The following is a 24,152-nucleotide window of genomic DNA, read 5'->3' on the forward strand; positions in this document are numbered from 1 at the left end:
TCCTCTCCAGCGAAGATGTGATGCGTCGCCGTGCGACGTTGCTGCAACGCATGCACATTGATGGCCCCCTTCTGATCCTGCTGCTGACCCTGGCGGCCGGCAGCCTTTTTGTACTGTATTCGGCCAGCGGCAAGAACTGGGACCTGCTGATCAAGCAGGCGTCCTCGTTTGGCCTGGGCCTGCTGTCGATGGTGGTGATCGCCCAACTGGAGCCGCGTTTCATGGCGCGCTGGGTGCCCTTGGGGTATGTCGCCGGCGTGTTGTTGCTGGTGGTGGTGGACGTCATGGGCCACAACGCCATGGGCGCCACACGCTGGATCAACATCCCCGGTGTGATTCGCTTCCAGCCGTCGGAATTCATGAAGATCCTGATGCCGGCCACTATTGCCTGGTACCTGTCCAAGCGCACCTTGCCGCCGCAGCTCAAGCACGTGGCGATCAGCCTGATCCTGATCGGTGTGCCCTTTGTGTTGATCGTGCGCCAGCCGGACCTTGGCACCTCGTTATTGATCCTCGCCGGTGGCGCGTTCGTATTGTTCATGGGCGGCCTGCGCTGGCGCTGGATCCTCAGCGTGCTGGCAGCCGCCGTGCCCGTGGCCGTGGCCATGTGGTTCTTCTTCATGCACGACTACCAGAAGCAACGGATCCTGACGTTCCTCGACCCGGAGAGCGACCCGCTGGGTACTGGCTGGAACATCATCCAATCCAAGGCGGCCATCGGTTCCGGCGGGGTATTTGGCAAGGGATGGTTGCTGGGCACCCAGTCTCACCTGGACTTCTTGCCCGAGAGCCACACCGACTTCATCATCGCGGTGATGGGCGAAGAGTTCGGCCTGGTGGGCATTTGCGCGTTGTTGCTGATTTATCTGCTGTTGATTGGTCGCGGCCTGGTGATCACTGCCCAGGCGCAGACGCTGTTCGGCAAATTGCTCGCCGGCAGCCTGACCATGACTTTTTTTGTTTATGTTTTCGTCAACATCGGTATGGTCAGTGGCCTGCTGCCGGTGGTTGGGGTGCCGTTGCCATTCATTAGCTACGGCGGAACTTCGCTGGTGACATTGCTGTCAGCGTTTGGGGTTTTGATGTCGATTCATACGCATCGCAAGTGGATCGCACAGGTTTGAATAAGGTGAAGATGTCAATGCAAGTAATGCGCGGCTGGGCGACTCGGCATGCGACCTGGATGGGCCTGATCGGGCTGCTGGGGGCAACGCAAGAGGCGCAGGCCGGTGACTACGATGGCTCTCCCCAGGTTGCCGAATTTGTCGGTGAGCTGACCCGCGACTACGGTTTTGCCGGTGAGCAACTGATGGGCGTGTTCCGCGAAGCCCAGAAAAAGCAGGCGATCCTCGACGCCATCTCCCGGCCCGCCGAACGCGTCAAGCAGTGGAAGGACTATCGCCCGATGTTCCTCACTGATGCGCGCATCGCCCGCGGCGTGGATTTCTGGCGCCAGCACGAGGCGGTACTGGCCCGCGCCGAGCAGGAGTACGGCGTGCCAGCCCAGGTGATCGTCTCGATCATCGGCATCGAAACCTTCTACGGGCGCAACACCGGCAGCTACCGAGTGATCGACGCCTTGTCGACACTGGGCTTCGATTACCCGCCCCGCGCCGAGTTCTTCCGCAAGGAACTGCGCGAATTCCTGTTGCTGGCCCGCGAAGAGCAGGTCGACCCGCTGAGCCTCAAGGGCTCCTACGCCGGGGCGATGGGCTTGCCGCAGTTCATGCCGAGCAGCTTTCGCGCCTATGCGGTGGATTTCGACGGTGACGGGCACATCAATATCTGGAGCAACCCCGACGATGCCATCGGCAGCGTGGCCAGCTACTTCAAGCGCCACGGTTGGGTCGCCGGCGAGCCGGTGGTTATCCGCGCCGATGTCACGGGCGAGCGCGCCGACGAGGGCCTGACCCAAGGTATCGAACCGGTCAAGACCGTCGGGGAGTTGCGAGCGCTGGGCTGGTCGAGTCAGAATGCGCCACGCGACGACATGCCGGTGACGGCATTCCGCCTGGAAGGCGCAAATGGCCCTGAATACTGGATGGGCCTGAAGAATTTCTACGCAATCACGCGTTATAACCGCAGTGTGATGTACGCCATGGCCGTGCATCAGCTGTCAGATGAGCTGGTTCAAGCACGGGGCAACAAGTAATGCGGGTATCGCCGTTCAAAAAACCGCTCAAGCTGGTGGCGTTCGCCGCGTTGTCCTTGTTGGTAGCCAGTTGCTCCACCACCCCTAACCGTGCGCCGGCCAAGAAGGCGGGCGGTGCGGTGGTACGTGCCCAGCCGGGCCTGGACATCAACCGCGCGCACAAAGACGGCGCGCCGTGGTGGGATGTGGATGTGTCGAAGATCCCGGACGCCACGCCGACCCTGCACACCGGCCCGTACAAGGCCAACCCCTATACCGTGCTGGGCAAGAATTACTTCCCGCTGCAGGAATCCAAGACTTACGTGCAGTCGGGCACCGCGTCCTGGTACGGCACCAAGTTCCATGGCCAGAACACCGCCAACGGCGAAGTGTATGACCTGTATGGCATGAGCGCGGCCCACAAGACCCTGCCGCTGCCCAGCTATGTGCGCGTGACCAACCTGGACAACAATCGCACCGTGATCCTGCGGGTCAATGATCGTGGGCCGTTCTATTCGGACCGGATCATCGACTTGTCCTACGCGGCCGCCAAGAAACTCGGTTATGCCGAAACCGGCACCGCACGGGTCAAGGTCGAAGGCATCGATCCGGCGCAGTATTGGGCCCAGCGTGGCAAACCCGCGCCGTTGATGCTCAACGAACCGCCAACCCCGCAACCGCAAGTGACGGCCTCCACCGGCAAGATCGAGCAATGGACCCCGCCACCTGCCCAGCATGCGCCTGATACCGTGGTGGTACCTCACGTGGCAGCGGGCGCCTCCATGGCCGGTGGGCAATACCTGCAGGTCGGCGCTTTCGCCAACCCGGATGCGGCAGAACTGTTAAGGTCCAAGCTCAGCGGCATGGTCAGCGCGCCGGTCTTCATCAGTTCCATCGTGCGTAACCAGCAAACCTTGCACCGTGTACGCATGGGCCCTATCGGCTCGCCGAGCGAAGTGGCACAAGTGCAGAACAGCGTGCGTCTGGCCAATCTGGGGCAACCCAGCGTGGTCACCGCAGAATAAGCAGTAACGGATTGATGGCTCAGACGCGCATGCGCGCTTGAACCCTGGTTGTTGGCTCGTTGAACAATAAAAACCCAGGGGCAAGGGGTGAGCGGGCAACCGAACACGTGACAGTCTGGAAGCGGGCTGTCTGAATAGTTTTGCCCGCGAGGGCAAGTTTCCATAAGCAATTTCGAGAGACGGATGAACATCACCACCTTAGCCAAACGTACGTGCCTGCTTATCTCGCTGATCATCACCCCAGCCGCCTGGGCGGTTGAAATGGTGCCGGCCTCCCCGCAACTGGCCGCCAAGTCGTGGGTCCTCATGGACGCCGCCAGTGGCAACGTGCTGGTCGAAAACGGCGGTGATGTACGCCTGCCGCCTGCCAGCCTGACCAAGCTGATGACTGCCTACATCGCGACCCTGGAAATCCGTCGCGGCCAGATCGGCGAAAACGACCCGGTTACCGTCAGCGAAAACGCCTGGCGTACCGGTGGTTCGCGGATGTTCATCAAGGTGGGTTCGCAAGTCACCGTGAGCGACCTGCTGCACGGCATCATCATCCAGTCCGGTAACGACGCCAGCGTCGCCCTGGCCGAGCACATCGCCGGCAGCGAAGACGCCTTCGCCGACATGATGAACAAAACCGCCGGTGAGCTGGGCATGACCAACAGCCACTTCATGAACCCGACCGGCCTGCCGAACCCAGAGCACTATTCGTCGGCTCATGACATGGCGATCCTGGCGCGCGCCATCATCCGCGTTGACCCGGTGCACTATGCGATCTACTCCCAGAAGGAATTCTTCTGGAACAACATCAAGCAGCCTAACCGCAACCTGTTGCTGTGGCGCGACAAGACCGTCGATGGCCTGAAGACCGGCCACACCGACGAAGCCGGCTACTGCATGGTGTCGTCCGCCGTACGTGATGGCCAGCGCCTGATCGCCGTGGTATTCGGCACCAACAGCGAGCAGGCCCGTGCGGCCGAGACGCAAAAACTGCTGACTTACGGCTTCCGCTTCTTCGAAACCCAGACCTTCTACCAGAAGGGTGCTGAGCTGGCGACCGCGCCGGTGTGGAAGGGCGCGACGTCGCAAGTCAAGGCCGGCCTGGCCGACGACCTGACCCTGACCATGCCTAAAGGCCAGCTGAAAAAGCTCGCCGCCAGCATGACCCTGAACCCGCAATTGGTTGCGCCAATCGCCAAGGGTGATGTGATCGGCAAGGTCGAAGTCAAGCTGGACGACAAGGTGGTGCACAGCGCCGACCTGATCGCGCTGGATGCTGTCGAGGAAGGTGGTATCTTCCGCCGCGTATGGGATAGCATCCGTCTATTCTTCTACGGCTTGTTCAACTGATTGTGTGCACCTGCAAAGCCCCGCGTTGATCCAACGCGGGGCTTTGCCCGTCGCCACGGCTTAGCGCTTACGAGGCTGTTCTGCCATGACCGATAAAGACGTAGAAGTAAAGGCGCCAAAGATCGAATTTCCTGTGACGGATTATCCCGTCAAGGTGATCAGCGATACCGGTGTCGGCCGCAAGGACAAGATTCTCGAGATCGTCAGGAAGCACGCGACGATCAACGACAACCGCGTGGACGAGCGCCAAAGCTCCACCGGCAAGTACACCACGATCCAGTTGCACATCGTTGCGACCGATCAAGACCAGCTCTACAACATCAACAGCGAACTGCGAGCCACCGGCTTCGTGCATATGGTGCTGTGATGTCGCAAGTCCTGGGCTTTCGCGAGCTCGGCCGGATGGCATACGAGCCGGTCTGGCATGCCATGCAGCGCTTTACCAATGAGCGCGGCACTTCGGCCCCGGATGAAATCTGGCTGGTAGAACACCCGCCGGTATTCACCCAGGGCCAGGCCGGCAAGGCCGAACACTTGCTGCTGCCGGGTGATATTCCGGTGGTGCAGGTCGACCGAGGGGGGCAAGTGACTTACCATGGGCCCGGTCAACTGGTGGCTTACCTGCTGCTGGACGTGCGCAAGCTGGGGTTTGGCGTGCGCGACCTGGTCAGCCGCATGGAGACGTGCCTGATCGAGCTGTTGGCCAGTTACGGCGTGACCGCCGTGGCCAAGCCCGATGCACCGGGTGTATACGTGGATGGCGCGAAAATCGCCTCCCTGGGGCTGCGCATTCGCCACGGTTGTTCCTTTCATGGCCTGGCCTTGAATGTGGACATGGACCTGGCGCCGTTCCGACGGATCAACCCGTGCGGTTACGCCGGGCTTGCGATGACCCAGTTGAGTGACCATGCAACATCCATAGAATTTGCCGAGGTAAGTGCCCGGCTGCGCGCGCAGCTCGTCAAACACCTCGACTATGCAGAGCAGACGACCCTGACGGGCGGAATCGATTGATATGACTACTGATGTTGTGCAAACCATGATCCCGACGCTGGACATCACTGAGCGTCCAGCCCCGGCCCCGCGTGCCAAGGTGGAAGCCGGCGTCAAGCTGCGCGGCGCCGAGAAGGTTGCACGCATCCCGGTCAAGATCATCCCGACCACCGAACTGCCGAAGAAACCTGACTGGATTCGCGTGCGCATCCCGGTTTCGCCGGAAGTCGACCGTATCAAGTCGCTGCTGCGCAAACACAAGTTGCACAGCGTATGCGAAGAAGCCTCCTGCCCGAACCTGGGCGAGTGCTTCTCTGGCGGCACCGCCACGTTCATGATCATGGGTGACATCTGCACCCGTCGCTGCCCGTTCTGCGACGTCGGCCACGGCCGTCCGAAGCCGTTGGACGTCAATGAGCCAGAAAGCCTGGCCATCGCCATCGCCGACCTGAAGCTCAAGTATGTGGTGATCACCTCGGTAGACCGCGACGACCTGCGTGACGGTGGTGCCCAGCACTTTGCCGACTGCATCCGCGAGATCCGCAAGCTGTCGCCGAACGTGATGCTCGAAACCCTGGTGCCGGACTACCGTGGCCGGATGGACGTCGCCCTGGACATCACCGCTGCCGAGCCGCCGGATGTGTTCAACCACAACCTGGAAACCGTGCCGCGCCTGTACAAGGCTGCGCGGCCGGGTTCGGATTACCAGTGGTCGCTGACCCTGCTGCAGAAATTCAAGCAGATGATGCCGCACATCCCGACCAAGTCCGGCTTGATGCTGGGCCTGGGTGAAACCGACGAAGAAGTCATCGAAGTCATGAAGCGCATGCGCGAACACGACATCGACATGCTGACCCTGGGCCAGTACCTGCAACCGTCCCGCAGCCACTTGCCGGTGCAGCGCTTCGTGCACCCGGACACCTTCGCCTGGTTCGCCGAGGAAGGCTACAAGATGGGCTTCAAGAACGTAGCCTCGGGCCCGTTGGTGCGGTCTTCGTATCACGCCGATGAGCAGGCCAAGCTGGTCAAGGCGAGCCTGGTTTCGTAAGCCGCTCCAGAATCAATGTGAAATGCGGGCTTGTGTGGGAGCTGGCTTGCCTGCGATAGCATCACCTCGGTGTCACTGATACACCGAGGCGCTTGCATCGCAGGCGAGCCAGTTCCCACATTTCGTTCTGCGTCATATAGGGAGAACCATGGATGACCGCCGCCGTACCTGCACTGCGCCCCGAAGGCACCCTCGGCCTGATCGCCCCCGCCGGCCCCGCCGCGCTGGATGTTGAAAAAGCCCGGCAATGGATGCGTGCCCGCGGCTACGACCTGCACATTTTCCCTGGTGTACACGAGCGCGACGGCTACCTGGCCGGTAGCGATGAAGTGCGCCTGCGCGATTTGCATGCCGCCTTCGCCAACCCCGACATCGATGCCATCCTCTGCCTGCGTGGCGGCTATGGCACGCCCCGTTTGCTGGATGCCGTGGACTTCGACCTGCTACGCGCCAATCCCAAGCCGTTCGTGGGCTACAGCGATATCACCGCCTTGCACCTGGCCATCAACCGCTATGCCGGCTTCGTGACGTTCCACGGGCCCATGCTCAATGCCGACCTGCTCGGTGGCAAACAGCCGCCCACCGAATCCTCCTTGTTCAGCCTGCTGCGTGGCCAACGGGGCGCCGGCAGTGTGCTGCCGCACCCGATGGCCTTCCCGCTGACCACAATCGAGCCGGGTGTGGCTTGTGGGCGCTTGCTGGGCGGTAACTTGTCGATGATCGCCGCAGTCATGGGCACGCCGTACGAAATAGACGCTGACGGCATCATCCTGTTTATCGAAGACGTCAACGAACCGCTTTATCGCATCGACCGCCTGCTGACCCACCTGCGCCTGGCTGGCAAGCTGGCTCAAGTCGCTGGCGTGTTGGTAGGGGATGTGGCCGGTGTGGATAGCGCGGCATTGGCGCGTCTGCTGAAGCAGACCTTTGAGCCGCTGTGCATTCCAGTGCTGGCAGGCTGGCGCAGTGGGCATTGCGATCCGAACCTGACATTGCCGATGGGCGCCTTGGTGCGCCTGGATGCGGGGGAGCAGCGGGTGGTGTTGGAGCAGGATGTGGTGTTCAAGGCCTGATCGTTCCCACGCTCTGCGTGGGAATGCCTCCAGTGACGCTCTGCGTCACCCTCTTCAGCCGCGGACGCGGAGCGTCCAAGGCAGCGCTCCCACGCAGAGCGTGGGAGCGATCACTTCAGCGGTTCTGCAGCGATTCCAGCAATTTCACCGTCGGATACCCATCCGCCGGCCAGCCCAGTGCCTGCTGTGCAGCCCGAATCGCCTTGCGCGTGTTGGCGCCAATAATCCCGTCGGCATTACCCGCGTCATACCCTTTGGCGCTGAGCGCCGTCTGCAGGTCAATGCGTTGCGAACGGCTCAGTGGCAGCTCATCTTTTGGCCAACTGCCCCGAATCACACCGCCGCCGCCAAATCGCTCCGACAGCAAGCCAACCGCCAGTGCATAGGACGACGAATTGTTGTACTTGAGGATCGCGCGGAAGTTATCCAATACCAGGAATGCCGGGCCACGGTAGCCGGCCGGTAACAGCAGGGCGGCGGACAACTGGTCGACATTGGCCGGCAGGCTCACGCCAGGGGGAAGTTGGATGCCCAGTTGCAGCCATTGCGCCACGGTCTTGCGCACGCCGCCATCGGCCAGGCTGTAGTCGAAGCCAGACGGCAGCGGCTGCACTTCAACGCCCCATGGCTGGCCTTTCTGCCAGCCGGAGCTTTGCAGGTAATGCGCCGTGGAGGCGAGGGCGTCGGACGGGCTGTTCCAGATATCGCGGCGACCGTCACCGTCGAAGTCCACGGCATGGGTGTTGTAGGTGGTCGGGATGAACTGGGTCTGGCCCATCGCCCCGGCCCAGGAACCTTTCATCTGGTCGGCCTGAATATCGCCATGCTGGATGATCTGCAGCGCTGCCAGCAACTGCGCTTGCGCAAAGGCCGGACGACGTCCTTCATAGGCCAGGGTGGCCAGGGAGCGGATCACCGAGTTATTGCCCTGGAAAGCGCCGAAGTTGCTCTCCATGCCCCACACCGAGACCAGCGCCTGGCGGTCGACGCCATAGCGTTGCTCGATGCTTTGCAGAATATCGGCGTACTTGACCAGCAGTGCCTGGCCATTGCGCACGCGCACCGGCGACAGTGCACCGTCGAGGTATTCCCAAACCGGGCGGGAAAATTCCGGTTGGCTACGGTCGGCGCGAATCACCGCCATATCAGGAGTGACGCCGGCAAAAGCGTTATCGAACACGGCCGCAGTGATCCCGGCCTGCAGCGCTTGAGCACGGAAGCCAGCCTGCCATTCGGCAAAGGTCTGGGTCGGTTGGATATCGAGATTGTCCACCGCCAACGGGGCAACCACGGCAGGCGCGATAGCCGGGGCCGTCTGGAGCTTGGGCAGGGGTTGAGCGTCCGCAGCGGTAGGTTTTTCGGCGCAGGCGACGAGCAGAATGAGGCTGGAGGCAGCGATCAATTGGCGTAGGTGCCAATGACGAGAAAGACGAGAGGGCATGCACAGGTCCAGGGGGTTACAAATCAGGTACAGACCTTATCATGCCAGAGGGGCGCTTGCCTTCAGGCAGCCAGAAAGTAAGAAGCCTCCCAGCTATTAGACTGGAAGGCTTCGCGGCGGTAGCTGCCTTTGCCCTTGCCGGCGCGTTCCTGACGGCTGCGGAACAGTGGCTGGGCGATGATGGATTTGGCTTTGTTGGGGCCATGCTTGGATGGCTTTTTGCTCATGATGGATTCTCTCGCTTGGGGGTGGAATGCAGCGGTGCAAATCATCTGCCGAAGTGGGCCGGCTGTAAAGCCCGTCGATAGGTGGGAAATGTCGCAAATAAGCAGTGGGCAGAGTCAATGTGGGAGCTGGCTTGCCTGCGATGGCGGTGGGTCAGTTGGCACAAAGGGCACTGATACACCGCCATCGCAGGCAAGCCAGCTCCCACAGGGTTTTGTGCTGTTGTACAGAAGGGTTTATTCGGCAGGCAACGCCAGGCGCTGGCCGGCCATCAACAGCGACAGACGGCTCAGGCTCATCCACGGCGAGCCGGCCGCCTGGCCTTTGATCTGTGCATCGATGCGCTGCGCTTCCAGCAACAGTTGCGCCCAGCGTTGCGCCGAGTGCCGTTGCAGGGCTTTGCTCATCAGGGGTTTGCGCTTGTCCCACACCGGTGGCCGGGCCTGGCTGAAGCATTTGTCCAGCGGTGTGCCCTGGCTGTATTGCAGCGCAATGTTCGCCAACACGCGCAGCTCACGGGCCAGGGCCCAGAGAATCACCGGGGGTTCCACCCCTTCGCCGCGCAGGCCTTCAAGCATGCGCAGGGCGTGGGCGGGCTCGCCGTTGAGGATGGCGTCCACCAGGCCGAACACATCAAAGCGCGCGCTATCGGCCACTGCGCCTTGCACGGTTTCGACGGTGATCTGCCCGTCTTCGGCCATCAGCTTGAGCTTTTCGATCTCCTGGGCGGCGGCAAGCAGGTTGCCCTCGACCCGAGCGGCGATCAGCTCCACGGCATCCTGTGTCGCAGCGAGACCTGATTGAGACAGGCGCTGACGAATCCACTGCGGCAACTGGTTGCTGTCCACCGGCCAGATCTGGATGAACTGAGTCTGTGGACCTTCAACCAGGGCCTTGCCCCACTTGGTTTTCTGCGCGGTGCCGTCGAGCTTGGGCAGGCTGACCAGCAACACGGTGTCTTCGGCGGGGCGCGAGCAGTATTCCATCAGGGCCGCCGCGCCTTTATCGCCCGGCTTGCCCGAGGGCAGGCGCAGTTCCAGCAGGCGTTTCTCGGCAAACAGCGACATGCTCGCGCCAGCTTGCAGCAGCGTGCCCCAGTCGAAACTGGCGTCGGCACTGAAGACCTGGCGTTCATCGAAGCCTTGTTGGCGTGCGGCGGTGCGAATAGCGTCGGCCGCTTCCTGGCACAGCAGCGGGTCATCACCGCTGACGATATAGACAGGCGCAAGGCCACCTTGCAGGTGCTTGGCGAGTTGGGCGGGGGCAAGTTTCATAGGCGGGGCGAACGGGGCGCCAGGGGCGCCCCGTCTGGCTTACTCGACAGGGACTTCAACAGGCGACTGTTTCGGTGTGTTGTCTTCATATTCCTGCGCGGCTTTCAGGGCGTCGGCGTCAGCCTTGGCCTTGTTGTCGGCCACTTGCTGCAGCTCAGCCAGTTTTTCCGGGGTGAGCATTTGCAGGCGAGTCATCATGCGCTGGATCAGCTCACGACGCATTTCCTTGCGCACCTGGATGGTCTCGGAGTCCGAACCCACCAGGTTGTTGCCATCGTGGCTCACCACTTTCTGCACCTGGATCTTGTCACCCATCAACGGCAACTGATCACGGCCTTGTATTTCGAACATCAGCGCTGTGTTCAACTCGACGTCGGACGCACGGCCAGCACTGGCGTAGCTGATATTGCGCTGGGTTTCTCGCTCATCCGTCAGGATCAGTTTGTAGGTTGCGCCGTTGTACACGTGCACACCGCTGTTTTCCAGGGTCTGGCGCAGCTGGGTGACGGTTTCGCCGTAGGCGTTGCGGGCGCTGACGTCGAGTTCCTTGAGCGACAGCTCATTGGTGCCGGTGCCGCGCAGCTGGAAGCCGCAAGCGCTCAACAGCACGGCAAGGCCCATAACCAGCAGATTGCGTTTGATCATTTTGTTGCTCCCCTTGAAACCAGGTGGGCCTTATCGGGCCCTAAAGGTTTAGTTCGGCGCGGGGCCAAGCCCCGCGCCCGATCCGATTTAGCTGGCGACGATATTGACCAGTTTGCCGGGTACCACGATCACCTTGCGGATGGTCAGGCCTTCGGTAAAGCGCAGCACGTTCTCATTGATACGTGCAGCTGCTTCAACCTCTTCACGGCTGGCGCTGGCCGGCATGTCGATCTGGCCACGCAGTTTACCGTTAACCTGGATGACCAGTTGCAGCGTGTCCTGTACCAGGGCGCTGTCATCCTGCACCGGCCAGGCGGCATCGATGACGGCACCGCTGTGGCCCAGACGGCTCCACAGTTCATGGCTGATGTGCGGCGTGATCGGCGCGAGCAACAGGGTAACTGTTTCCAGGCCTTCCTGGATCAGCGCACGGTCTTGTTCGGTCGCCTGCGAGGCTTTTTCCAGCACGTTCATCAGCGTCATCACCTGGGCGATGGCGGTGTTGAATTTGTGGTTCTGCCCAACGTCCTGGCTGGCCTGGCGGATAGCCAGGTGGATGCTGCGGCGAACGGCTTTCTGCTCGTCGTTCAACGCGCCGATATCCAGCTTGCCCGGCAGGCCCTGGCTGACATGAGCGTGGGCCAGGCGCCAGACACGCTTGAGGAAACGGTGCGAGCCTTCGACGCCCGAGTCGGACCATTCGGCGCTCATGTCAGGCGGCGAGGCGAACATCATGAACAGGCGGCAGGTGTCGGCGCCGAACTGATCGATCATCGACTGTGGGTCGACGCCGTTGTTCTTGGACTTGGCCATCTTCTCGGTGCCACCGATTTCCACCGGCAGGCCGTCGGCTTTCAGCTTCGCGCTGATGACCTTGGCCTTGCTGTCACGCTCAAGCTCGACATCCGCCGGGTTGAACCAGGTGTAGGCGCCATTGGCTTCGCGGCGATAGTAAGTGTCGGCGATCACCATGCCCTGGGTCAGCAGGTTCTTGAATGGCTCATCGGAGCTCACCAGGCCTTCGTCACGCATCAGCTTGTGGAAGAAGCGCGCGTACAGCAGGTGGAGGATGGCGTGTTCGATGCCACCGATGTACTGATCCACTGGCAACCAATGGTCGGCTGCGGATTTCTCCACCAGGCCGCCTTCATAGTGCGGCGAGGCATAACGAGCGTAATACCACGAGGACTCGACGAAGGTGTCCATGGTGTCGGTTTCACGCTTGGCCGGCGCGCCGCATTTAGGGCAGCTGCACTCGTAGAACTCGGGCATGCGCGCCAACGGCGAGCCAGCACCATCCGGCACCACGTCTTCTGGCAGCACGACCGGCAGTTGGTCTTCCGGTACCGGCACGTCACCGCAGGTTTGGCAGTGGATGATCGGGATCGGGCAACCCCAGTAGCGCTGGCGGCTGATGCCCCAGTCACGCAGACGGAACTGGGTGCGCGAGGCACCGAGGTTTTTCTTGATCAGGGCCACTTCCATGGCGTCGAACGCGCCCTGGAAGTCCAGGCCGTCGAATTCGCCGGAGTTGATCAGCGTGCCGTGCTCGCCGTAGGCGTCTTGCCACGGAGCGGGGTTGGTATCACCCGAGCTGGTACGCACGACCGACTTGATAGGCAGGCTGTACTTGGTGGCGAATTCGAAATCGCGCTCGTCGTGGGCCGGCACGGCCATGACGGCGCCATCGCCGTAGTGCATCAATACGTAGTTGGCGACCCAAACCGGCAGTTTCTCGCCGGTCAACGGGTGCTCGACGAACAGGCCGGTCGGCAGGCCTTTTTTCTCCTGGGTGGCGACATCGGCTTCGGCTACGCTGCCGCCTTTGCATTCAGCGATGAACGCCTGCAGCTCAGGGTTGTTCTGTGCGGCCTGGGTGGCCAGCGGGTGTTCGGCGGCCACGGCGACGTAGGTCGCGCCCATCAGGGTGTCGGGGCGGGTGGTGAACACCTTGAGTGCGCCGGCTTCGCCGATGGAGTCGACGTTGTACGGGAACTGCACTTCCATGCCCTTGGATTTGCCGATCCAGTTGCGCTGCATGGTCTTGACCTGTTCAGGCCAGCCCGGCAGATCGTCAAGGCTCGACAACAGTTCATCCGCGTAGGCGGTGATCTTGAAGTAGTACATCGGGATTTCGCGCTTTTCGATCAGCGCGCCGGAACGCCAGCCGCGACCGTCGATGACCTGTTCGTTGGCCAGTACGGTCTGGTCGATCGGGTCCCAGTTCACGGTGCCGCTTTTTTTGTAGATCACACCTTTTTCGAACAGGCGCGTGAACAGCCATTGTTCCCAGCGGTAGTAATCCGGCTTGCAGGTGGTGACCTCGCGGGACCAGTCCACCGCCAGGCCCAGGCTGCGCAACTGGGTCTTCATGTAGGCGATGTTTTCGTAGGTCCACTTGGCGGGCGCCACGTTGTTTTTCATCGCGGCGTTTTCTGCCGGCATGCCGAAGGCGTCCCAACCCATGGGTTGCAGCACGTTCTTGCCGAGCATGCGCTGGTAGCGCGAAATCACGTCGCCGATGGTGTAGTTGCGCACGTGCCCCATGTGTAGCTTGCCGCTGGGGTAAGGGAACATCGATAGGCAGTAGTAAGTCTCCTTGCCTGGCTGTTCACTGACTTCAAAGGACTTTTGCTCGTCCCAGAAGGTTTGGGCGGCATTTTCTATTTCACGGGGCTGATATTGTTCGTGCATGGCTACTTTTGAACTGGATAGGGGGGGCCTAATCCTCTTCGGTGCACTGTCCGGGTTGTTCGACACCAAGAAGCGGCGCGTCCGTGCCCAAACCCTGCGGGAAGTGGAGTTACAGGAAGCGCCGTAGCATACATGACCCCACTCTATCGAGGGAAACCCTGATTGCGCGCCAAGGGCCGTCTGTCGCGGCACCGGGCAGGCGCAGCAACGGGGGCTACGCTGTTTAGTGGGGAGCAAGTATTTCTTCAATGAGGTGAGGGGATGGTTGAATCGCAGCGAACTTTAACGAAACCGCAGTTGTATGAAGGATTGATCGACCGTTTGGGTCGGGCATTGGACGCCGCAAGAACCGCAGGCCGATTGCGTGATGAACGGCCTCTGGAGCTGGAGTTGCGAGGCTTGAGTCAGGCGGAGCTTGAATTGATCAAGAACTATCTGGCGTTGAATCACGACCGCGCCTCCCATGGGCAGGCTTCCCCGCCTGCTCATTCGGCCAAGGTCATCTGGCTCAAAGACCTGGCGACCGGCCGCGGGCCAGAGAACTTCCGCTCCGTGCGGTGCAAGTGAGCCCCGCGTTATCCGTTAGCGTTATCAAAATGTTGTCGGTAAGGATTGTTGCAAAACCCCGATGCATCTAGGCTTCGGGCATCTTTGGAGATGCCCGATGCCTTTTCGTTATTTCATTAAACAACTGTTGTTGCCGCCCGGTATTTTTCTGCTGTTGTTGGCGTGTGCCTGGTGGTTTCGCCGCAGTCGTCCGCGCCTGGCGGGCTTGTGCTTTGCCCTGGGGCTGGGCGGAATGTGGTTGATAAGCCTGCCAGTGATGGTGCAATGGGGCGCCCGTGCCCTGGAGACAGAGCCGCCTTTGGCCCGGGAAGACTGGGCTACCCTGGCCCAGCGTGCCGATGCGATTGTGGTGCTGGGCTCGGGGCGCGAGCGTGGAGACATTGCGTGGGGCAGCGACCAGCCCACCGGTATTGGCCTGGAACGTGAGCGTTTTGCCGCGCGGCTGGCCAAGGCATCCGGTTTGCCAGTGCTGACCAGCGGCGGCTTGCACTACGGCACGCCGCCCAGTGAGGCCGAGCTGATGGCCGTGTCGATGCAGGATGACTTCGGTGTCACCGTGCGCTGGAAAGAAGAGCGCAGCCGCACTACCTGGGAAAACGCCCAGATGAGCGCCGAGATTTTGTTGCCGCAAGGCATCAAGCGTGTAGTGGTAGTGACCCAGGCCTGGCACATGCCGCGTTCGGTATGGAGTTTTGAAAAGGCCGGCTTCACCGTGGTGCCGGGGCCGGTGGGCTTTTTGGGTGTCGACCATGGCCGACCGCTGGGTGGCTGGATGCCGGAGGTCAAGGCGGTGTGGCAAAGCGGGCAGTTGATAAATGAAGCGGTGGGGCAGGTGGGGTATCGGTTGTTCTACCGATAGGTGCAACACAGGAGATCAAATGTAGGAGCTGGCTTGCCTGCGATGGCGGTGGGTCAGTGAGCACTCAGGGCACTGATACACCGCCATCGCAGCCAGCTCCCACAGGTCAGACCGTTTTGGCCATCCGAGCCGCCAACAGCGCCCAGCCAAAGAGCAGCACACACACAATGATCAACGGCCACGAACGCCATTGCAGGTACGGCGTGAGGTTATGCATCGGCACCACCTCCCCATAGAGAATGCCACGCTCGAACTGCGGGATCTGCGCGGTGATCTGCCCAAACGGGTTGATCAGCCCGGTCACGCCGTTGTTGGTGGCGCGGATCATCCAGCGGCCAGCCTCCAACGCACGCATTTGCGCCATTTGCAGGTGCTGCAGCGGGCCGATGGAGCGGCCGAACCAGGTGTCGTTGCTGATGGTCAGCAGCAGGTCGCTCTGGGCCGACAGGCCGGCGGCGAATTCGGGGTACACCACTTCATAGCAAATGAACGGCGCAATCTGATAACCCTTGGCCTGCAGCATGGCCTGGTCAGAAGGGCCGCGGGCGAAGTCCGACATGGGCAGGTCGAAGAAGGCAATCAGCCCGCGCAGCATGTCCTGCAGCGGAACGTACTCGCCAAACGGCACCAGTTTTTGCTTGAGGTAGGTGCCGTCGCCTTCGCCGACCACGGTGATGCCGTTGAAGTAGCGCTTCTGGTGGTGCACTTCCTGGCGAATCGGTACCCCAGTGATCAACGCGCTGTCCCGGTCGGCGGCAAACTTGCCCATCATGCCCAGGTAGCCCTCCACGGACTCCTTGAGCACCGGCACGGCAGTTTCCGGCCAGACCAGCAGGTCGACGCGCTTGGAACTCAGGCTCATGTCGCGGTACAGCGCCAACTGTGCATTGAGCTGGTCCGGGTCCCACTTCATGCTTTGCTCGACGTTGCCCTGAATCGCAGCCACGCTCAGGGGCGCACCAGACGGCGATGTCCAGGCGTGATGCTTGAGTGCCAGGCCAATCGCCCAGGGCGCAACCAGCAATAACAGGCCCGCGCCGATGAAGGCATTGCGCTTGCTGGCCAGCAGGCGCGGCAGGTTGCACAGCAATGCGGCAGTGAGCGCGAGGGCGAAGGAAATCAGCCACATCCCACCCAATGGCGCGAGGCCGGTCAACGGCCCATCGAGTTGACTGTAACCGGAGTACAACCACGGGAAACCGGTAAGGAACCAGCCACGAAAGGCTTCCTGGCCGACCCACAACGCGGCGAACGTCAATGCATCCGCCAGTGGTGCTTCGTTACGGCGCAACCAGCGCGCCCATAGCCAGGCGGGCAGGGCAAAGAACCAGGCGATGGCGGCGGTGAACAGCAGCATCAGGAACCCCGCCAGCAGCACCGAAGCGCCGCCGAAGTGGTGGATGCTGTAGTAGATCCAACTGGTGCCGGCACCAAACAGGCCGAAGCCGAAACACCAGCCACGGCCCAGGGCCTGGCGGGGTGTCAGCTCCCGCAGGCCGATATAGAACAGGCCGACCGCTACCAGCGCCAACGGCCAGATATCGAACGGCGCCAGCGCCAGGGTTGTGATGGCGCCGGCCACCACGGCCAGCAAGTTACCGGGCCAGCCGGGTGAGGTGAGACGGCGCATGTCAGTCCTTAGCGGGCGATGGGTGTCAAACGGATCAGATGGATACGACGGCTATCAGCATTGAGGATGCGGAAGCGATAGGCACCGATCTCGGTGGTTTCATTACGCTTGGGCAGGTGCCCGAACGCACTCATCACCAGGCCGCCGACGGTGTCGAACTCATCGTCCGAAAACTCGCTGTCGAAGAACTCGTTGAAGTTTTCGATGGGCGTCAGTGCCTTGATCAGGAAGTCACCGCTGGGCAGCGGCTTGATGTAGCTGTCTTCTTCGACGTCGTGCTCGTCTTCGATGTCGCCGACGATCTGCTCCAGCACGTCCTCGATGGTGACCAGGCCGGCCACGCCGCCGTATTCGTCAATCACAATGGCCATGTGATTGTGGTTGGCGCGGAACTCGCGCAGCAGCACATTCAGGCGCTTGGACTCGGGCACGAAGGTGGCCGGGCGCAGCAGGTCCTTGATGTTGAAGCTGTCGCCATTCTCCTTGAGGATCAACGGCAGCAGGTCCTTGGCGAGCAGGACACCCATGACGTCGTCATGGCTTTCACCGATCACCGGGTAGCGCGAATGCGCCGAGTCGATCACGGCCGGGAGGAATTCCCGTGGGGTCTGGGTCGCCTTGATGCTGATCATCTGCGAGCGCGGGACCATGATGTCACGTACTTGCAGGTCAGCCACCTGGATGGCGCCCTCGACGATGGCCAGCGCTTCGCTGTCCAGCAACTTGTTCTGGTGTGCATCGCGCAGCAGCTCCAAGAGCTCCTGGCGGTTTTTCGGCTCGTGGGCAAAAGCCTGGGTCAGTTTACCCAGCCATGACTTCTGCCCGTTGCTCGATCGGTCTTCGCTCATAGCGATTACTCTAAATCCTTTGATATGACAGTTGAGTGTTGATCAGCTTTCGTCGTCTGCATATGGGTCGCGGTGACCCAGTTCTGCAAGCAACGTTCGTTCCAGTGCTTCCATTTCCTCGGCTTCGTCATCGTCTATATGGTCGTAACCCAAGAGATGCAAGCAGCCGTGGATGACTAGATGGGCCCAATGGGCCTCAAGTTCCTTGCCTTGTTCCGCCGCTTCTCGCTCGACCACCGCGACGCAGATCACCAGGTCGCCCAACAGCGGGATATCCAGCAATTCGTCGGGCACGTCGGCGGGGAAGGACAGCACGTTGGTCGCGTAGTCTTTCTGGCGCCAGGTGTGGTTCAGCTCACGGCCTTCGGCCTCGTCCACCAGACGAATGGTCAGCTCCGAGTCAGCGGTGCGCTGGCGCAAAGCCAGTTCACACCATTGGCGGAACTGGGCTTCGCTGGGGGCGGGCGCGTCGGTGGCCAGTTGCAGGTCTAGCTCAAGCATCGTGGCGAGCGTCCTTGGCGGGCGCGTCGTCGCGGTGTTCGAAACGCTCATAGGCTTCGACAATGCGCTGCACCAGCGGGTGGCGCACCACGTCCTTGGGCATGAAGTGCGTGAAGCTGATACCCGGCACGTCCTTGAGCACCTCGATCACCTGGCCCAGGCCCGACTTGGTGCCCTTGGGCAGGTCGACCTGGGTGATGTCGCCCGTGATCACGGCAGTGGAGCCGAAACCGATACGGGTGAGGAACATCTTCATTTGCTCGACGGTGGTGTTCTGGCTTTCGTCGAGAATGATGAAGCTGTTGTTGAGCGTACGGCCACGCATGTAGGCCAGCGGGGCGATCTCGATCACCTGGCGCTCGATCAGCTTGGCCACGTATTCAAAACCGAGCATCTCGTACAGCGCATCGTAGAGCGGGCGCAGGTACGGGTCGATCTTCTGGGCCAGATCGCCGGGCAGGAAACCGAGCTTTTCGCCGGCCTCGACCGCTGGGCGCACCAGCAGGATGCGCCGCACTTGCTCGCGCTCCAGGGCGTCGACGGCGCAGGCCACTGCGAGGTAGGTCTTGCCGGTACCGGCCGGGCCGATGCCGAAGTTGATGTCGTTGCCCAGGATTTCCTTGACGTACTTCTGCTGATTCAAGCCGCGTGGGCGAATCATGCCTTTTTTGGTACGCAAGGCTACGCTGGCTTCGGCCACCGGGTTATTGGCCAGGTCTTCCACAGCCGACTCCTGCAGGTACAGGTGCACGGTCTCCGGCGACAGCTCGCTACCCTTGGTTTCGCGGTAGAGACGGCGCAGCAGGTTTTCTGCAGACGTGGTGTGTTGGGGTTCACCAATGAGCTCGAACTGATTGCCGCGGTTGCGGATCTCGATGCTCAGGCGTTGTTCGATCAGGCGCAGGTGCTCGTCGAACTGTCCGCACAGGTTGGCGAAACGGCGAGCCTCAAAAGGCTCGAGGATAAAACGATGGGGTTCTGCTATGGGTGCGTTCAAGGTTGCTTTTAGCCGCCCTTTGGCTGATGAGGTGAGAGAGAGAATAACGCCAGGCGCTGGTGTGCGAAAGCACTTAAATAGCCTGGCCCCACTCTCGATAACCCTGAAGAACCCCTGTGGGAGCTGGCTTGCCTGCGATAGCGGTGGGTCAGTTGGCACATTGGACACTGATACATCGCTATCGCAGGCAAGCCAGCTCCCACATTTTGATCTTCATCCGGTCAGCGAGATCAGTTGATCAACGAGCCACGCAACGAGTGTGGCTGCGCCGCATCAATGTGCACATCGGCAAACTGGCCGATCAGCGTGGGATTGTCACAGCGGAAGTTGACGATTCGGTTGTTCTCGGTACGACCCTGCAATTCACCCGGGTCTTTCTTCGAATAATCGGTCACCAGAATGCGCTGGATCGAACCGACCATTTGTCGGCTGATTTCGAAGCCCTGCTGATTGAGGCGATGTTGCAGCGCGTTCAAACGCTCTTTTTTCAACGCCTCCGGGGTTTCATCCAGCAGGTCGGCAGCCGGGGTGCCTGGGCGCTGGCTGTAGACGAACGAGTAGGAGAAGTCGAAACCCACGTCTTCGATCAGCTTCATGGTTTGCTGGAAGTCTTTCTCGGTTTCGCCCGGGAAGCCGACGATAAAGTCCGAACTGATGCAGATGCCCGGCACGGCGGCGCGAAGTTTGCGCAGTTTGGATTTGTATTCCAGTGCGGTGTGGTTGCGCTTCATCGCCGAGAGAATGCGGTCCGAACCCGATTGCACCGGCAAGTGCAGGTGCTTGACCAGCTCTGGTACTTCGGCGTGGGCCTGGATCAGGCTGTCGGAAAACTCCAGCGGGTGCGAGGTGGTGTAGCGGATGCGCTCGATGCCATCGACGGCGGCGACCACGCGGATCAATTCCGCCAGGTCGGCCAGGCGGCCGTCATCGGTCTGGCCACGGTAGCCGTTGACGTTCTGACCCAGCAGGGTCACTTCGCGCACGCCGTTTTCAGCCAGGTGGATGATTTCCGACAGCACATCGTCAAACGGCCGGCTGACTTCTTCGCCACGGGTGTAAGGCACTACGCAGAAGGTGCAGTACTTGCTGCAGCCTTCCATCACCGACACATAGGCGCTCGGCCCATCGATGCGCGGTTCGGGCAGATGGTCGAATTTTTCGATTTCGGGGAACGACACGTCAACCTGCGGCAGCTTGGTGATACGTGCTGCGTCGATCATCTCGGGCAAGCGGTGCAGGGTTTGCGGGCCGAACACCACATCGACATAGGGCGCGCGGTCGCGGATCGCAGCGCCTTCCTGGCTGGCCACGCAACCGCCGACGGCGATCACCATGTCCGGGTTGGCCAGTTTCAATTCGCGCCAGCGGCCCAGCTGCGAATACACACGGTCCTGGGCCCGCTCGCGGATCGAGCAGGTATTGAGCAGGATCACGTCGGCATCTTCGGCGCGGGCAGTGACTTCCAGGGCCTGGTGTTCGCCCAGCAAGTCGACCATGCGCGAGCTGTCGTACTCGTTCATCTGGCAACCGTGGGTTTCGATGTAAAGCTTCTTGGCCATGGGAATCGTCAACTGGTGGTAAAGAACCGCGCATTATAGGGGGCATGCCCATTGGTTCCTAGCGCTGTGCATCGGGTGCCATGCTATAGTTCGCGCCCTCTTTTATATCCCCATGTGTTGTTCGCCCACCATGACCAAACGTGAAGCTCCAATCTATAAGGTGATTTTCCTCAACCAGGGCCAGGTGTTCGAAATGTACGCCAAGCAGATCTATCAAAGTGATCTGTGGGGCTTCCTAGAGGTGGAAGAGTTCGTCTTTGGCGAGCGCACCCAGTTGGTGGTCGATCCGGGCGAAGAAAAGCTCAAGGCCCAGTTCGAAGGTGTGGTGCGCAGCTTTGTGCCCATGCATTCGATTGTGCGCATCGATGAAGTCGAGCGCTTGGGGACGCCGAAGATCAGTGAAGCTCGGGGCATGAGCAATGTGATGCCGTTTCCGATGCCGATGCCTGAGAAGTAGGGCTTTAGACCGAGGGGGGGTCTATCGCAGGCAAGCCAGCTCCCACACTCGACCGCGTTTCAATGCTGGAATGCAGTCACTGTGGGAGCTGGCTTGCCTGCGATAGCGATGTAAGGTCTACAAAAAATCAGGGAAGGGGTGAGAACGGCGAACGCCCATCAGCACTCTGCAATTCCTGCAGGTAGTTGCGGAAAATCTGCCCTAGCACCTGGGTCGCCACTTCCAGTTCATCGCGCTGCATGTGCTCGGCGACTTCGTCGGCGGTGTCCAGTGCGTCTTCGGCGCCATTGACCGCGGCCATTTTCAGCACGATGTACGCCTGAACGTTGTTGGCCGGCACGCCTTCGCCTTTGAAGAACATGTTGCCCAACTGGTATTGCGCCTGGGCGTGGCCCTGCAACGAGGCTTTCTCGAAGTAGCTCAACGCTTTGTTGAGGTCAACGGCCGGGTTCTTGCTGTCGTGGTAGTACTCGCCCAACTCGTATTGTGCTTGCGCATCCCCTTCCTCGGCCTGTTTCTGGCACGCGCTCAGGGCTTCGGCCTGGCTCTCTGGCTGGGTATTGAGGGTGCAACGACCCATCGCTGGGATTAACAACGAGTTGCCGCCAGCCTGGGCATGTGCCAGTAGCGGTTGAAGGAGCAACAGGCAGCCCAGAACCAGGGTGCGGCCGGTGCGTTTCATGGGAATCGACTTACCTCTGACGGGGCGCGCGGACCCTCGAGGGAGTCCAATAAGCGCGCATTATGAAATAAGCAGGCCTCTGCTTACAAAGTCTTTACTCGTTTTTCTGCTGCTTGGGCAAGTTATCTGCCGGATTGCAGGGCAATTCTCGAAAAAACCAGGAATTCTCTGTAAGCAAAGTAGCAAATCTGACGCTGCCAGGGGCAACGCCAGAGGTTGCCGTCACTTATTTCAGGGCCGCGAACGCGCGCTCGGCAGCATCCAGGGTCAATTTCAGTTCGGCTTCGCCATGGGCGATCGAAGTGAAACCGGCTTCAAAGGCGCTCGGTGCCAGGTATACGCCGCCTTCGAGCATCAGGTGGAAGAAGCGCTTGAACAGCTCGGCATCGCTGCCCATCACGTCATCGAAGGTGACGATATCGTCGGCGCCGCTGAAGTACAGGCCGAACATGCCACCGGCCTGGGTGGTCACAAACGGGATGCCGGCGGCATCGGCGCGCTGTTGCAGGCCGTCGAGCAGGCGTGTGGTGTAGTCGGTCAGCTCGGCGTGGAAGCCCGGGCGGCTGATCAGGCGCAGGGTGGTCAGGCCGGCGGCCATTGCCAGCGGGTTACCCGACAAGGTGCCTGCCTGGTATACCGGGCCGAGCGGGGCGATGTGTTGCATGATCTCGCACTTGCCGCCGAAGCAGCCTACCGGCATACCGCCGCCGATGATCTTGCCGAAGGTGCTCAGGTCTGGCGTGACGCCGTAGTAAGCCTGGGCGCCACCGAGGGCGACCCGGAAACCGGTCATCACTTCGTCAAAAATCAGCACCACGCCATGCTTGTCGCACTGCTCGCGCAGGCCCTCAAGGAAACCCGGGGCCGGTGGAACGCAGTTCATGTTGCCGGCGACTGGCTCGACGATGATGCAGGCAACGTCCTGGCCGACTTCGCTGAGCATCTGCTCGACGGCCGCGATGTCGTTGAACGGCAAGGTCAGGGTGTGCTTGGCGAACGCCGCAGGTACGCCAGCGGAATTGGGTACGCCTTGGGTCAGCGCGCCGGAGCCGGCTTTTACCAGCAGGCTGTCGGAGTGACCGTGGTAGCAGCCTTCGAACTTGATGATGTTGTCGCGGCCGGTGAAACCACGGGCCAGGCGGATCGCGCTCATGGTGGCTTCGGTGCCGGAGCTGACCATGCGCACCATTTCCATCGACGGCACGATCGAGCAGACCAGGTCGGCCATCTCGGTTTCCATCGCGGTCGGGGCGCCGTAGGACAAGCCGTGCTGCAGTTGCTGGCGCACCGCGTCCAGCACGTCCGGATGGCTGTGGCCGAGGATCATCGGGCCCCAGGAGCCGACATAGTCGACATAGCGCTTGTCGTCTTCATCGGTGACGTAGGCGCCTTCGGCATGCTTGAAGAACAACGGCGTGCCGCCCACGCTCTTGAACGCACGCACGGGGGAGTTCACACCGCCGGGGATGTGCTTCTGGGCGTTGGCAAACAGGGTTTCGGAACGGGACATGATCGGGCTCTCTAAACTGAAGATTTAAGTAGGTCGTTGAACGCACGGGCGCGGCGAGTGACTTCCTGGGTGCTGTCGGCACCGAACAGGCCATGGACCACGGCGAGCAGGTCGGCCCCGTGGGCCACCAGCGGCTCGGCGTTTTCCAGGGTGACGCCGCCGATCACGCAGATCGGCAGGTGCAGGCGCTTGCGGGCCTGGGCCAGCATGTCAACGGTGGCGGCAGGTGCGCCGGGTTTGGTCGTGGAATTGAAGAAGCGGCCGAAGGCCACGTAGCTGGCGCCTTCTTTGGCGGCCTGTTCGGCCAGTTCGATCTGGCTGTGACAGGTGGCGCCGATGATCGCCTTGGCGCCGAGCAATGCCCGGGCCGAGGTCAGCGGGCCGTCGGTCTGGCCCAGGTGCACGCCGACGCCCAGGCGCGCGGCCAGTTCGGCATCGTCATTGATGATCAATTGGGTCTTGTAGCGTGAGCACAGTTCGTACAGCTTTTCGGCTTCACGCAGGCGCCGTGCCTCGTCGCTGCTTTTGTCGCGGTACTGCAACAGGGTGACGCCACCGTCCAGCGCCGCCTCGACGTAGGCGAGGAATTTGCCGGCCAACAGCTGGCTGTCGGTAATGGCGTAAAGGCCGCGTAGTTTCATCGGGCAAACCC

At 61.3% G+C, this 24,152-nt stretch carries 24 protein-coding genes; 11 read left to right on the forward strand and 13 right to left on the reverse strand.

Going from position 1 to position 24,152, the window contains the following annotated elements; genetic code table 11:
- Positions 1 to 20 precede the first annotated feature (20 nt).
- From rodA to GIV26_RS19855, 8 genes are all read left to right on the forward strand, one after another.
- Complete coding sequence (gene rodA, locus GIV26_RS19820; RefSeq protein ID WP_044268991.1) at positions 21 to 1,124, forward strand: rod shape-determining protein RodA; 1,104 nt, start codon at positions 21 to 23, stop codon at positions 1,122 to 1,124.
- A gap of 17 nt (positions 1,125 to 1,141) precedes the next feature.
- Entirely contained in the window at positions 1,142 to 2,152 is a 1,011-nt protein-coding gene (mltB, locus tag GIV26_RS19825) for a lytic murein transglycosylase B (RefSeq protein WP_054896188.1), read from the forward strand.
- Positions 2,152 to 3,156 carry a septal ring lytic transglycosylase RlpA family protein gene (locus GIV26_RS19830; protein ID WP_054918115.1) on the forward strand — a complete coding sequence of 335 codons (1,005 nt, stop codon included), beginning with the start codon at positions 2,152 to 2,154 and terminating at the stop codon, positions 3,154 to 3,156. Before mltB ends, GIV26_RS19830 begins: the two co-directional genes overlap by 1 nt.
- 183 nt (positions 3,157 to 3,339) lie before the next feature.
- Positions 3,340 to 4,497: a D-alanyl-D-alanine carboxypeptidase family protein gene (locus GIV26_RS19835; protein ID WP_003194468.1), complete on the forward strand. Its 1,158-nt coding sequence runs from the start codon at positions 3,340 to 3,342 to the stop codon at positions 4,495 to 4,497.
- Positions 4,498 to 4,582: 85 nt separating this feature from the next.
- Positions 4,583 to 4,864 carry a DUF493 domain-containing protein gene (locus tag GIV26_RS19840; RefSeq protein ID WP_005791752.1) on the forward strand — a complete coding sequence of 94 codons (282 nt, stop codon included), beginning with the start codon at positions 4,583 to 4,585 and terminating at the stop codon, positions 4,862 to 4,864.
- The gene (lipB, locus tag GIV26_RS19845) at positions 4,864 to 5,511 is read left to right on the forward strand and encodes a lipoyl(octanoyl) transferase LipB (protein WP_034126907.1); all 648 of its coding nucleotides are present in this window, start codon (positions 4,864 to 4,866) and stop codon (positions 5,509 to 5,511) included. The genes GIV26_RS19840 and lipB overlap by 1 nt, the downstream gene beginning before the upstream one ends.
- Positions 5,512 to 5,536: 25 nt before the next feature.
- Positions 5,537 to 6,538: a lipoyl synthase gene (gene lipA / locus GIV26_RS19850; protein WP_161793230.1), complete on the forward strand. Its 1,002-nt coding sequence runs from the start codon at positions 5,537 to 5,539 to the stop codon at positions 6,536 to 6,538.
- A 152-nt stretch (positions 6,539 to 6,690) separates the two neighbouring features.
- On the forward strand, positions 6,691 to 7,611 hold the full coding sequence (locus GIV26_RS19855; RefSeq protein ID WP_236281933.1) for a S66 peptidase family protein: 921 nt from the start codon (positions 6,691 to 6,693) through the stop codon (positions 7,609 to 7,611).
- A 115-nt stretch (positions 7,612 to 7,726) separates the two neighbouring features.
- On the opposite strand, the gene GIV26_RS19860 is transcribed toward GIV26_RS19855, so the two are convergent.
- The 5 genes from GIV26_RS19860 to leuS form a co-directional block, all read right to left on the reverse strand.
- The gene (locus GIV26_RS19860; protein WP_003194458.1) at positions 7,727 to 9,052 is read right to left on the reverse strand and encodes a lytic murein transglycosylase; all 1,326 of its coding nucleotides are present in this window, start codon (positions 9,050 to 9,052) and stop codon (positions 7,727 to 7,729) included.
- Between the two features lie 62 nt (positions 9,053 to 9,114).
- Positions 9,115 to 9,279 carry an alternative ribosome rescue factor ArfA gene (gene arfA, locus GIV26_RS19865; RefSeq protein WP_003176285.1) on the reverse strand — a complete coding sequence of 55 codons (165 nt, stop codon included), beginning with the start codon at positions 9,277 to 9,279 and terminating at the stop codon, positions 9,115 to 9,117.
- Between the two features lie 234 nt (positions 9,280 to 9,513).
- Positions 9,514 to 10,551, reverse strand: a complete 1,038-nt coding sequence (gene holA, locus GIV26_RS19870; RefSeq protein WP_089042512.1) for a DNA polymerase III subunit delta — start codon at positions 10,549 to 10,551, stop codon at positions 9,514 to 9,516.
- A gap of 39 nt (positions 10,552 to 10,590) precedes the next feature.
- A complete protein-coding gene (locus tag GIV26_RS19875) occupies positions 10,591 to 11,196 on the reverse strand; it encodes an LPS-assembly lipoprotein LptE (protein ID WP_014720078.1) in 606 nt (201 codons plus the stop codon).
- Between the two features lie 87 nt (positions 11,197 to 11,283).
- On the reverse strand, positions 11,284 to 13,890 hold the full coding sequence (gene leuS / locus GIV26_RS19880) for a leucine--tRNA ligase (RefSeq protein ID WP_003194453.1): 2,607 nt from the start codon (positions 13,888 to 13,890) through the stop codon (positions 11,284 to 11,286).
- Between the two features lie 261 nt (positions 13,891 to 14,151).
- Here leuS and GIV26_RS19885 point away from each other — a divergent pair, with 261 nt between their 5' ends.
- On the forward strand, positions 14,152 to 14,457 hold the full coding sequence (locus tag GIV26_RS19885; protein WP_020301951.1) for a hypothetical protein: 306 nt from the start codon (positions 14,152 to 14,154) through the stop codon (positions 14,455 to 14,457).
- Between the two features lie 97 nt (positions 14,458 to 14,554).
- Positions 14,555 to 15,316, forward strand: coding sequence for a YdcF family protein (locus tag GIV26_RS19890; protein ID WP_034126912.1), 762 nt, complete (start codon positions 14,555 to 14,557; stop codon positions 15,314 to 15,316).
- A gap of 106 nt (positions 15,317 to 15,422) precedes the next feature.
- Here the strand turns inward: GIV26_RS19890 and lnt are convergent, their stop codons facing one another.
- From lnt to miaB, 5 genes are all read right to left on the reverse strand, one after another.
- Entirely contained in the window at positions 15,423 to 16,946 is a 1,524-nt protein-coding gene (gene lnt / locus GIV26_RS19895; RefSeq protein WP_034126913.1) for an apolipoprotein N-acyltransferase, read from the reverse strand.
- Positions 16,947 to 16,954: 8 nt separating this feature from the next.
- Positions 16,955 to 17,794 carry an HlyC/CorC family transporter gene (locus GIV26_RS19900; RefSeq protein ID WP_003194444.1) on the reverse strand — a complete coding sequence of 280 codons (840 nt, stop codon included), beginning with the start codon at positions 17,792 to 17,794 and terminating at the stop codon, positions 16,955 to 16,957.
- Between the two features lie 42 nt (positions 17,795 to 17,836).
- Entirely contained in the window at positions 17,837 to 18,295 is a 459-nt protein-coding gene (gene ybeY / locus GIV26_RS19905) for an rRNA maturation RNase YbeY (RefSeq protein WP_003194442.1), read from the reverse strand.
- Positions 18,288 to 19,292, reverse strand: a complete 1,005-nt coding sequence (locus tag GIV26_RS19910) for a PhoH family protein (RefSeq protein ID WP_019818064.1) — start codon at positions 19,290 to 19,292, stop codon at positions 18,288 to 18,290. The genes ybeY and GIV26_RS19910 overlap by 8 nt, the downstream gene beginning before the upstream one ends.
- 230 nt (positions 19,293 to 19,522) lie before the next feature.
- Positions 19,523 to 20,851 carry a tRNA (N6-isopentenyl adenosine(37)-C2)-methylthiotransferase MiaB gene (miaB, locus tag GIV26_RS19915; RefSeq protein ID WP_014720071.1) on the reverse strand — a complete coding sequence of 443 codons (1,329 nt, stop codon included), beginning with the start codon at positions 20,849 to 20,851 and terminating at the stop codon, positions 19,523 to 19,525.
- Between the two features lie 130 nt (positions 20,852 to 20,981).
- Between miaB and GIV26_RS19920 the strand changes: the two genes are divergently transcribed.
- Positions 20,982 to 21,308, forward strand: coding sequence for a DUF1820 family protein (locus GIV26_RS19920; RefSeq protein ID WP_003215457.1), 327 nt, complete (start codon positions 20,982 to 20,984; stop codon positions 21,306 to 21,308).
- A gap of 127 nt (positions 21,309 to 21,435) precedes the next feature.
- Here GIV26_RS19920 and GIV26_RS19925 read toward each other — a convergent pair whose 3' ends face one another.
- From GIV26_RS19925 to thiE, 3 genes are all read right to left on the reverse strand, one after another.
- A complete protein-coding gene (locus GIV26_RS19925; RefSeq protein ID WP_034126914.1) occupies positions 21,436 to 21,990 on the reverse strand; it encodes a tetratricopeptide repeat protein in 555 nt (184 codons plus the stop codon).
- 226 nt (positions 21,991 to 22,216) lie between these two features.
- The gene (hemL, locus tag GIV26_RS19930; protein ID WP_236281935.1) at positions 22,217 to 23,500 is read right to left on the reverse strand and encodes a glutamate-1-semialdehyde 2,1-aminomutase; all 1,284 of its coding nucleotides are present in this window, start codon (positions 23,498 to 23,500) and stop codon (positions 22,217 to 22,219) included.
- Between the two features lie 11 nt (positions 23,501 to 23,511).
- A complete protein-coding gene (gene thiE / locus GIV26_RS19935) occupies positions 23,512 to 24,141 on the reverse strand; it encodes a thiamine phosphate synthase (protein WP_014720063.1) in 630 nt (209 codons plus the stop codon).
- Positions 24,142 to 24,152 lie beyond the last annotated feature (11 nt).

The sequence above is a fragment of the Pseudomonas sp. PA-1-3F genome, from assembly GCF_021609665.1.
Lineage (GTDB): Bacteria > Pseudomonadota > Gammaproteobacteria > Pseudomonadales > Pseudomonadaceae > Aquipseudomonas > Aquipseudomonas paracarnis.

Bases quoted from the DNA above. Each gene is read 5' to 3' on its own strand.
- rodA (WP_044268991.1), top strand. From the start codon at position 21: ATGCGTCGCCGTGCGACGTTGCTGCAACGCATGCACATTGATGGCCCC.
- mltB (WP_054896188.1), top strand. From the start codon at position 1,142: ATGCAAGTAATGCGCGGCTGGGCGACTCGGCATGCGACCTGGATGGGC.
- GIV26_RS19830 (WP_054918115.1), top strand. From the start codon at position 2,152: ATGCGGGTATCGCCGTTCAAAAAACCGCTCAAGCTGGTGGCGTTCGCC.
- GIV26_RS19835 (WP_003194468.1), top strand. From the start codon at position 3,340: ATGAACATCACCACCTTAGCCAAACGTACGTGCCTGCTTATCTCGCTG.
- GIV26_RS19840 (WP_005791752.1), top strand. From the start codon at position 4,583: ATGACCGATAAAGACGTAGAAGTAAAGGCGCCAAAGATCGAATTTCCT.
- lipB (WP_034126907.1), top strand. From the start codon at position 4,864: ATGTCGCAAGTCCTGGGCTTTCGCGAGCTCGGCCGGATGGCATACGAG.
- lipA (WP_161793230.1), top strand. From the start codon at position 5,537: ATGATCCCGACGCTGGACATCACTGAGCGTCCAGCCCCGGCCCCGCGT.
- GIV26_RS19855 (WP_236281933.1), top strand. From the start codon at position 6,691: ATGACCGCCGCCGTACCTGCACTGCGCCCCGAAGGCACCCTCGGCCTG.
- GIV26_RS19860 (WP_003194458.1), bottom strand. From the start codon at position 9,052: ATGCCCTCTCGTCTTTCTCGTCATTGGCACCTACGCCAATTGATCGCT.
- arfA (WP_003176285.1), bottom strand. From the start codon at position 9,279: ATGAGCAAAAAGCCATCCAAGCATGGCCCCAACAAAGCCAAATCCATC.
- holA (WP_089042512.1), bottom strand. From the start codon at position 10,551: ATGAAACTTGCCCCCGCCCAACTCGCCAAGCACCTGCAAGGTGGCCTT.
- GIV26_RS19875 (WP_014720078.1), bottom strand. From the start codon at position 11,196: ATGATCAAACGCAATCTGCTGGTTATGGGCCTTGCCGTGCTGTTGAGC.
- leuS (WP_003194453.1), bottom strand. From the start codon at position 13,890: ATGCACGAACAATATCAGCCCCGTGAAATAGAAAATGCCGCCCAAACC.
- GIV26_RS19885 (WP_020301951.1), top strand. From the start codon at position 14,152: ATGGTTGAATCGCAGCGAACTTTAACGAAACCGCAGTTGTATGAAGGA.
- GIV26_RS19890 (WP_034126912.1), top strand. From the start codon at position 14,555: ATGCCTTTTCGTTATTTCATTAAACAACTGTTGTTGCCGCCCGGTATT.
- lnt (WP_034126913.1), bottom strand. From the start codon at position 16,946: ATGCGCCGTCTCACCTCACCCGGCTGGCCCGGTAACTTGCTGGCCGTG.
- GIV26_RS19900 (WP_003194444.1), bottom strand. From the start codon at position 17,794: ATGAGCGAAGACCGATCGAGCAACGGGCAGAAGTCATGGCTGGGTAAA.
- ybeY (WP_003194442.1), bottom strand. From the start codon at position 18,295: ATGCTTGAGCTAGACCTGCAACTGGCCACCGACGCGCCCGCCCCCAGC.
- miaB (WP_014720071.1), bottom strand. From the start codon at position 20,851: ATGGCCAAGAAGCTTTACATCGAAACCCACGGTTGCCAGATGAACGAG.
- GIV26_RS19920 (WP_003215457.1), top strand. From the start codon at position 20,982: ATGACCAAACGTGAAGCTCCAATCTATAAGGTGATTTTCCTCAACCAG.
- GIV26_RS19925 (WP_034126914.1), bottom strand. From the start codon at position 21,990: ATGAAACGCACCGGCCGCACCCTGGTTCTGGGCTGCCTGTTGCTCCTT.
- hemL (WP_236281935.1), bottom strand. From the start codon at position 23,500: ATGTCCCGTTCCGAAACCCTGTTTGCCAACGCCCAGAAGCACATCCCC.
- thiE (WP_014720063.1), bottom strand. From the start codon at position 24,141: ATGAAACTACGCGGCCTTTACGCCATTACCGACAGCCAGCTGTTGGCC.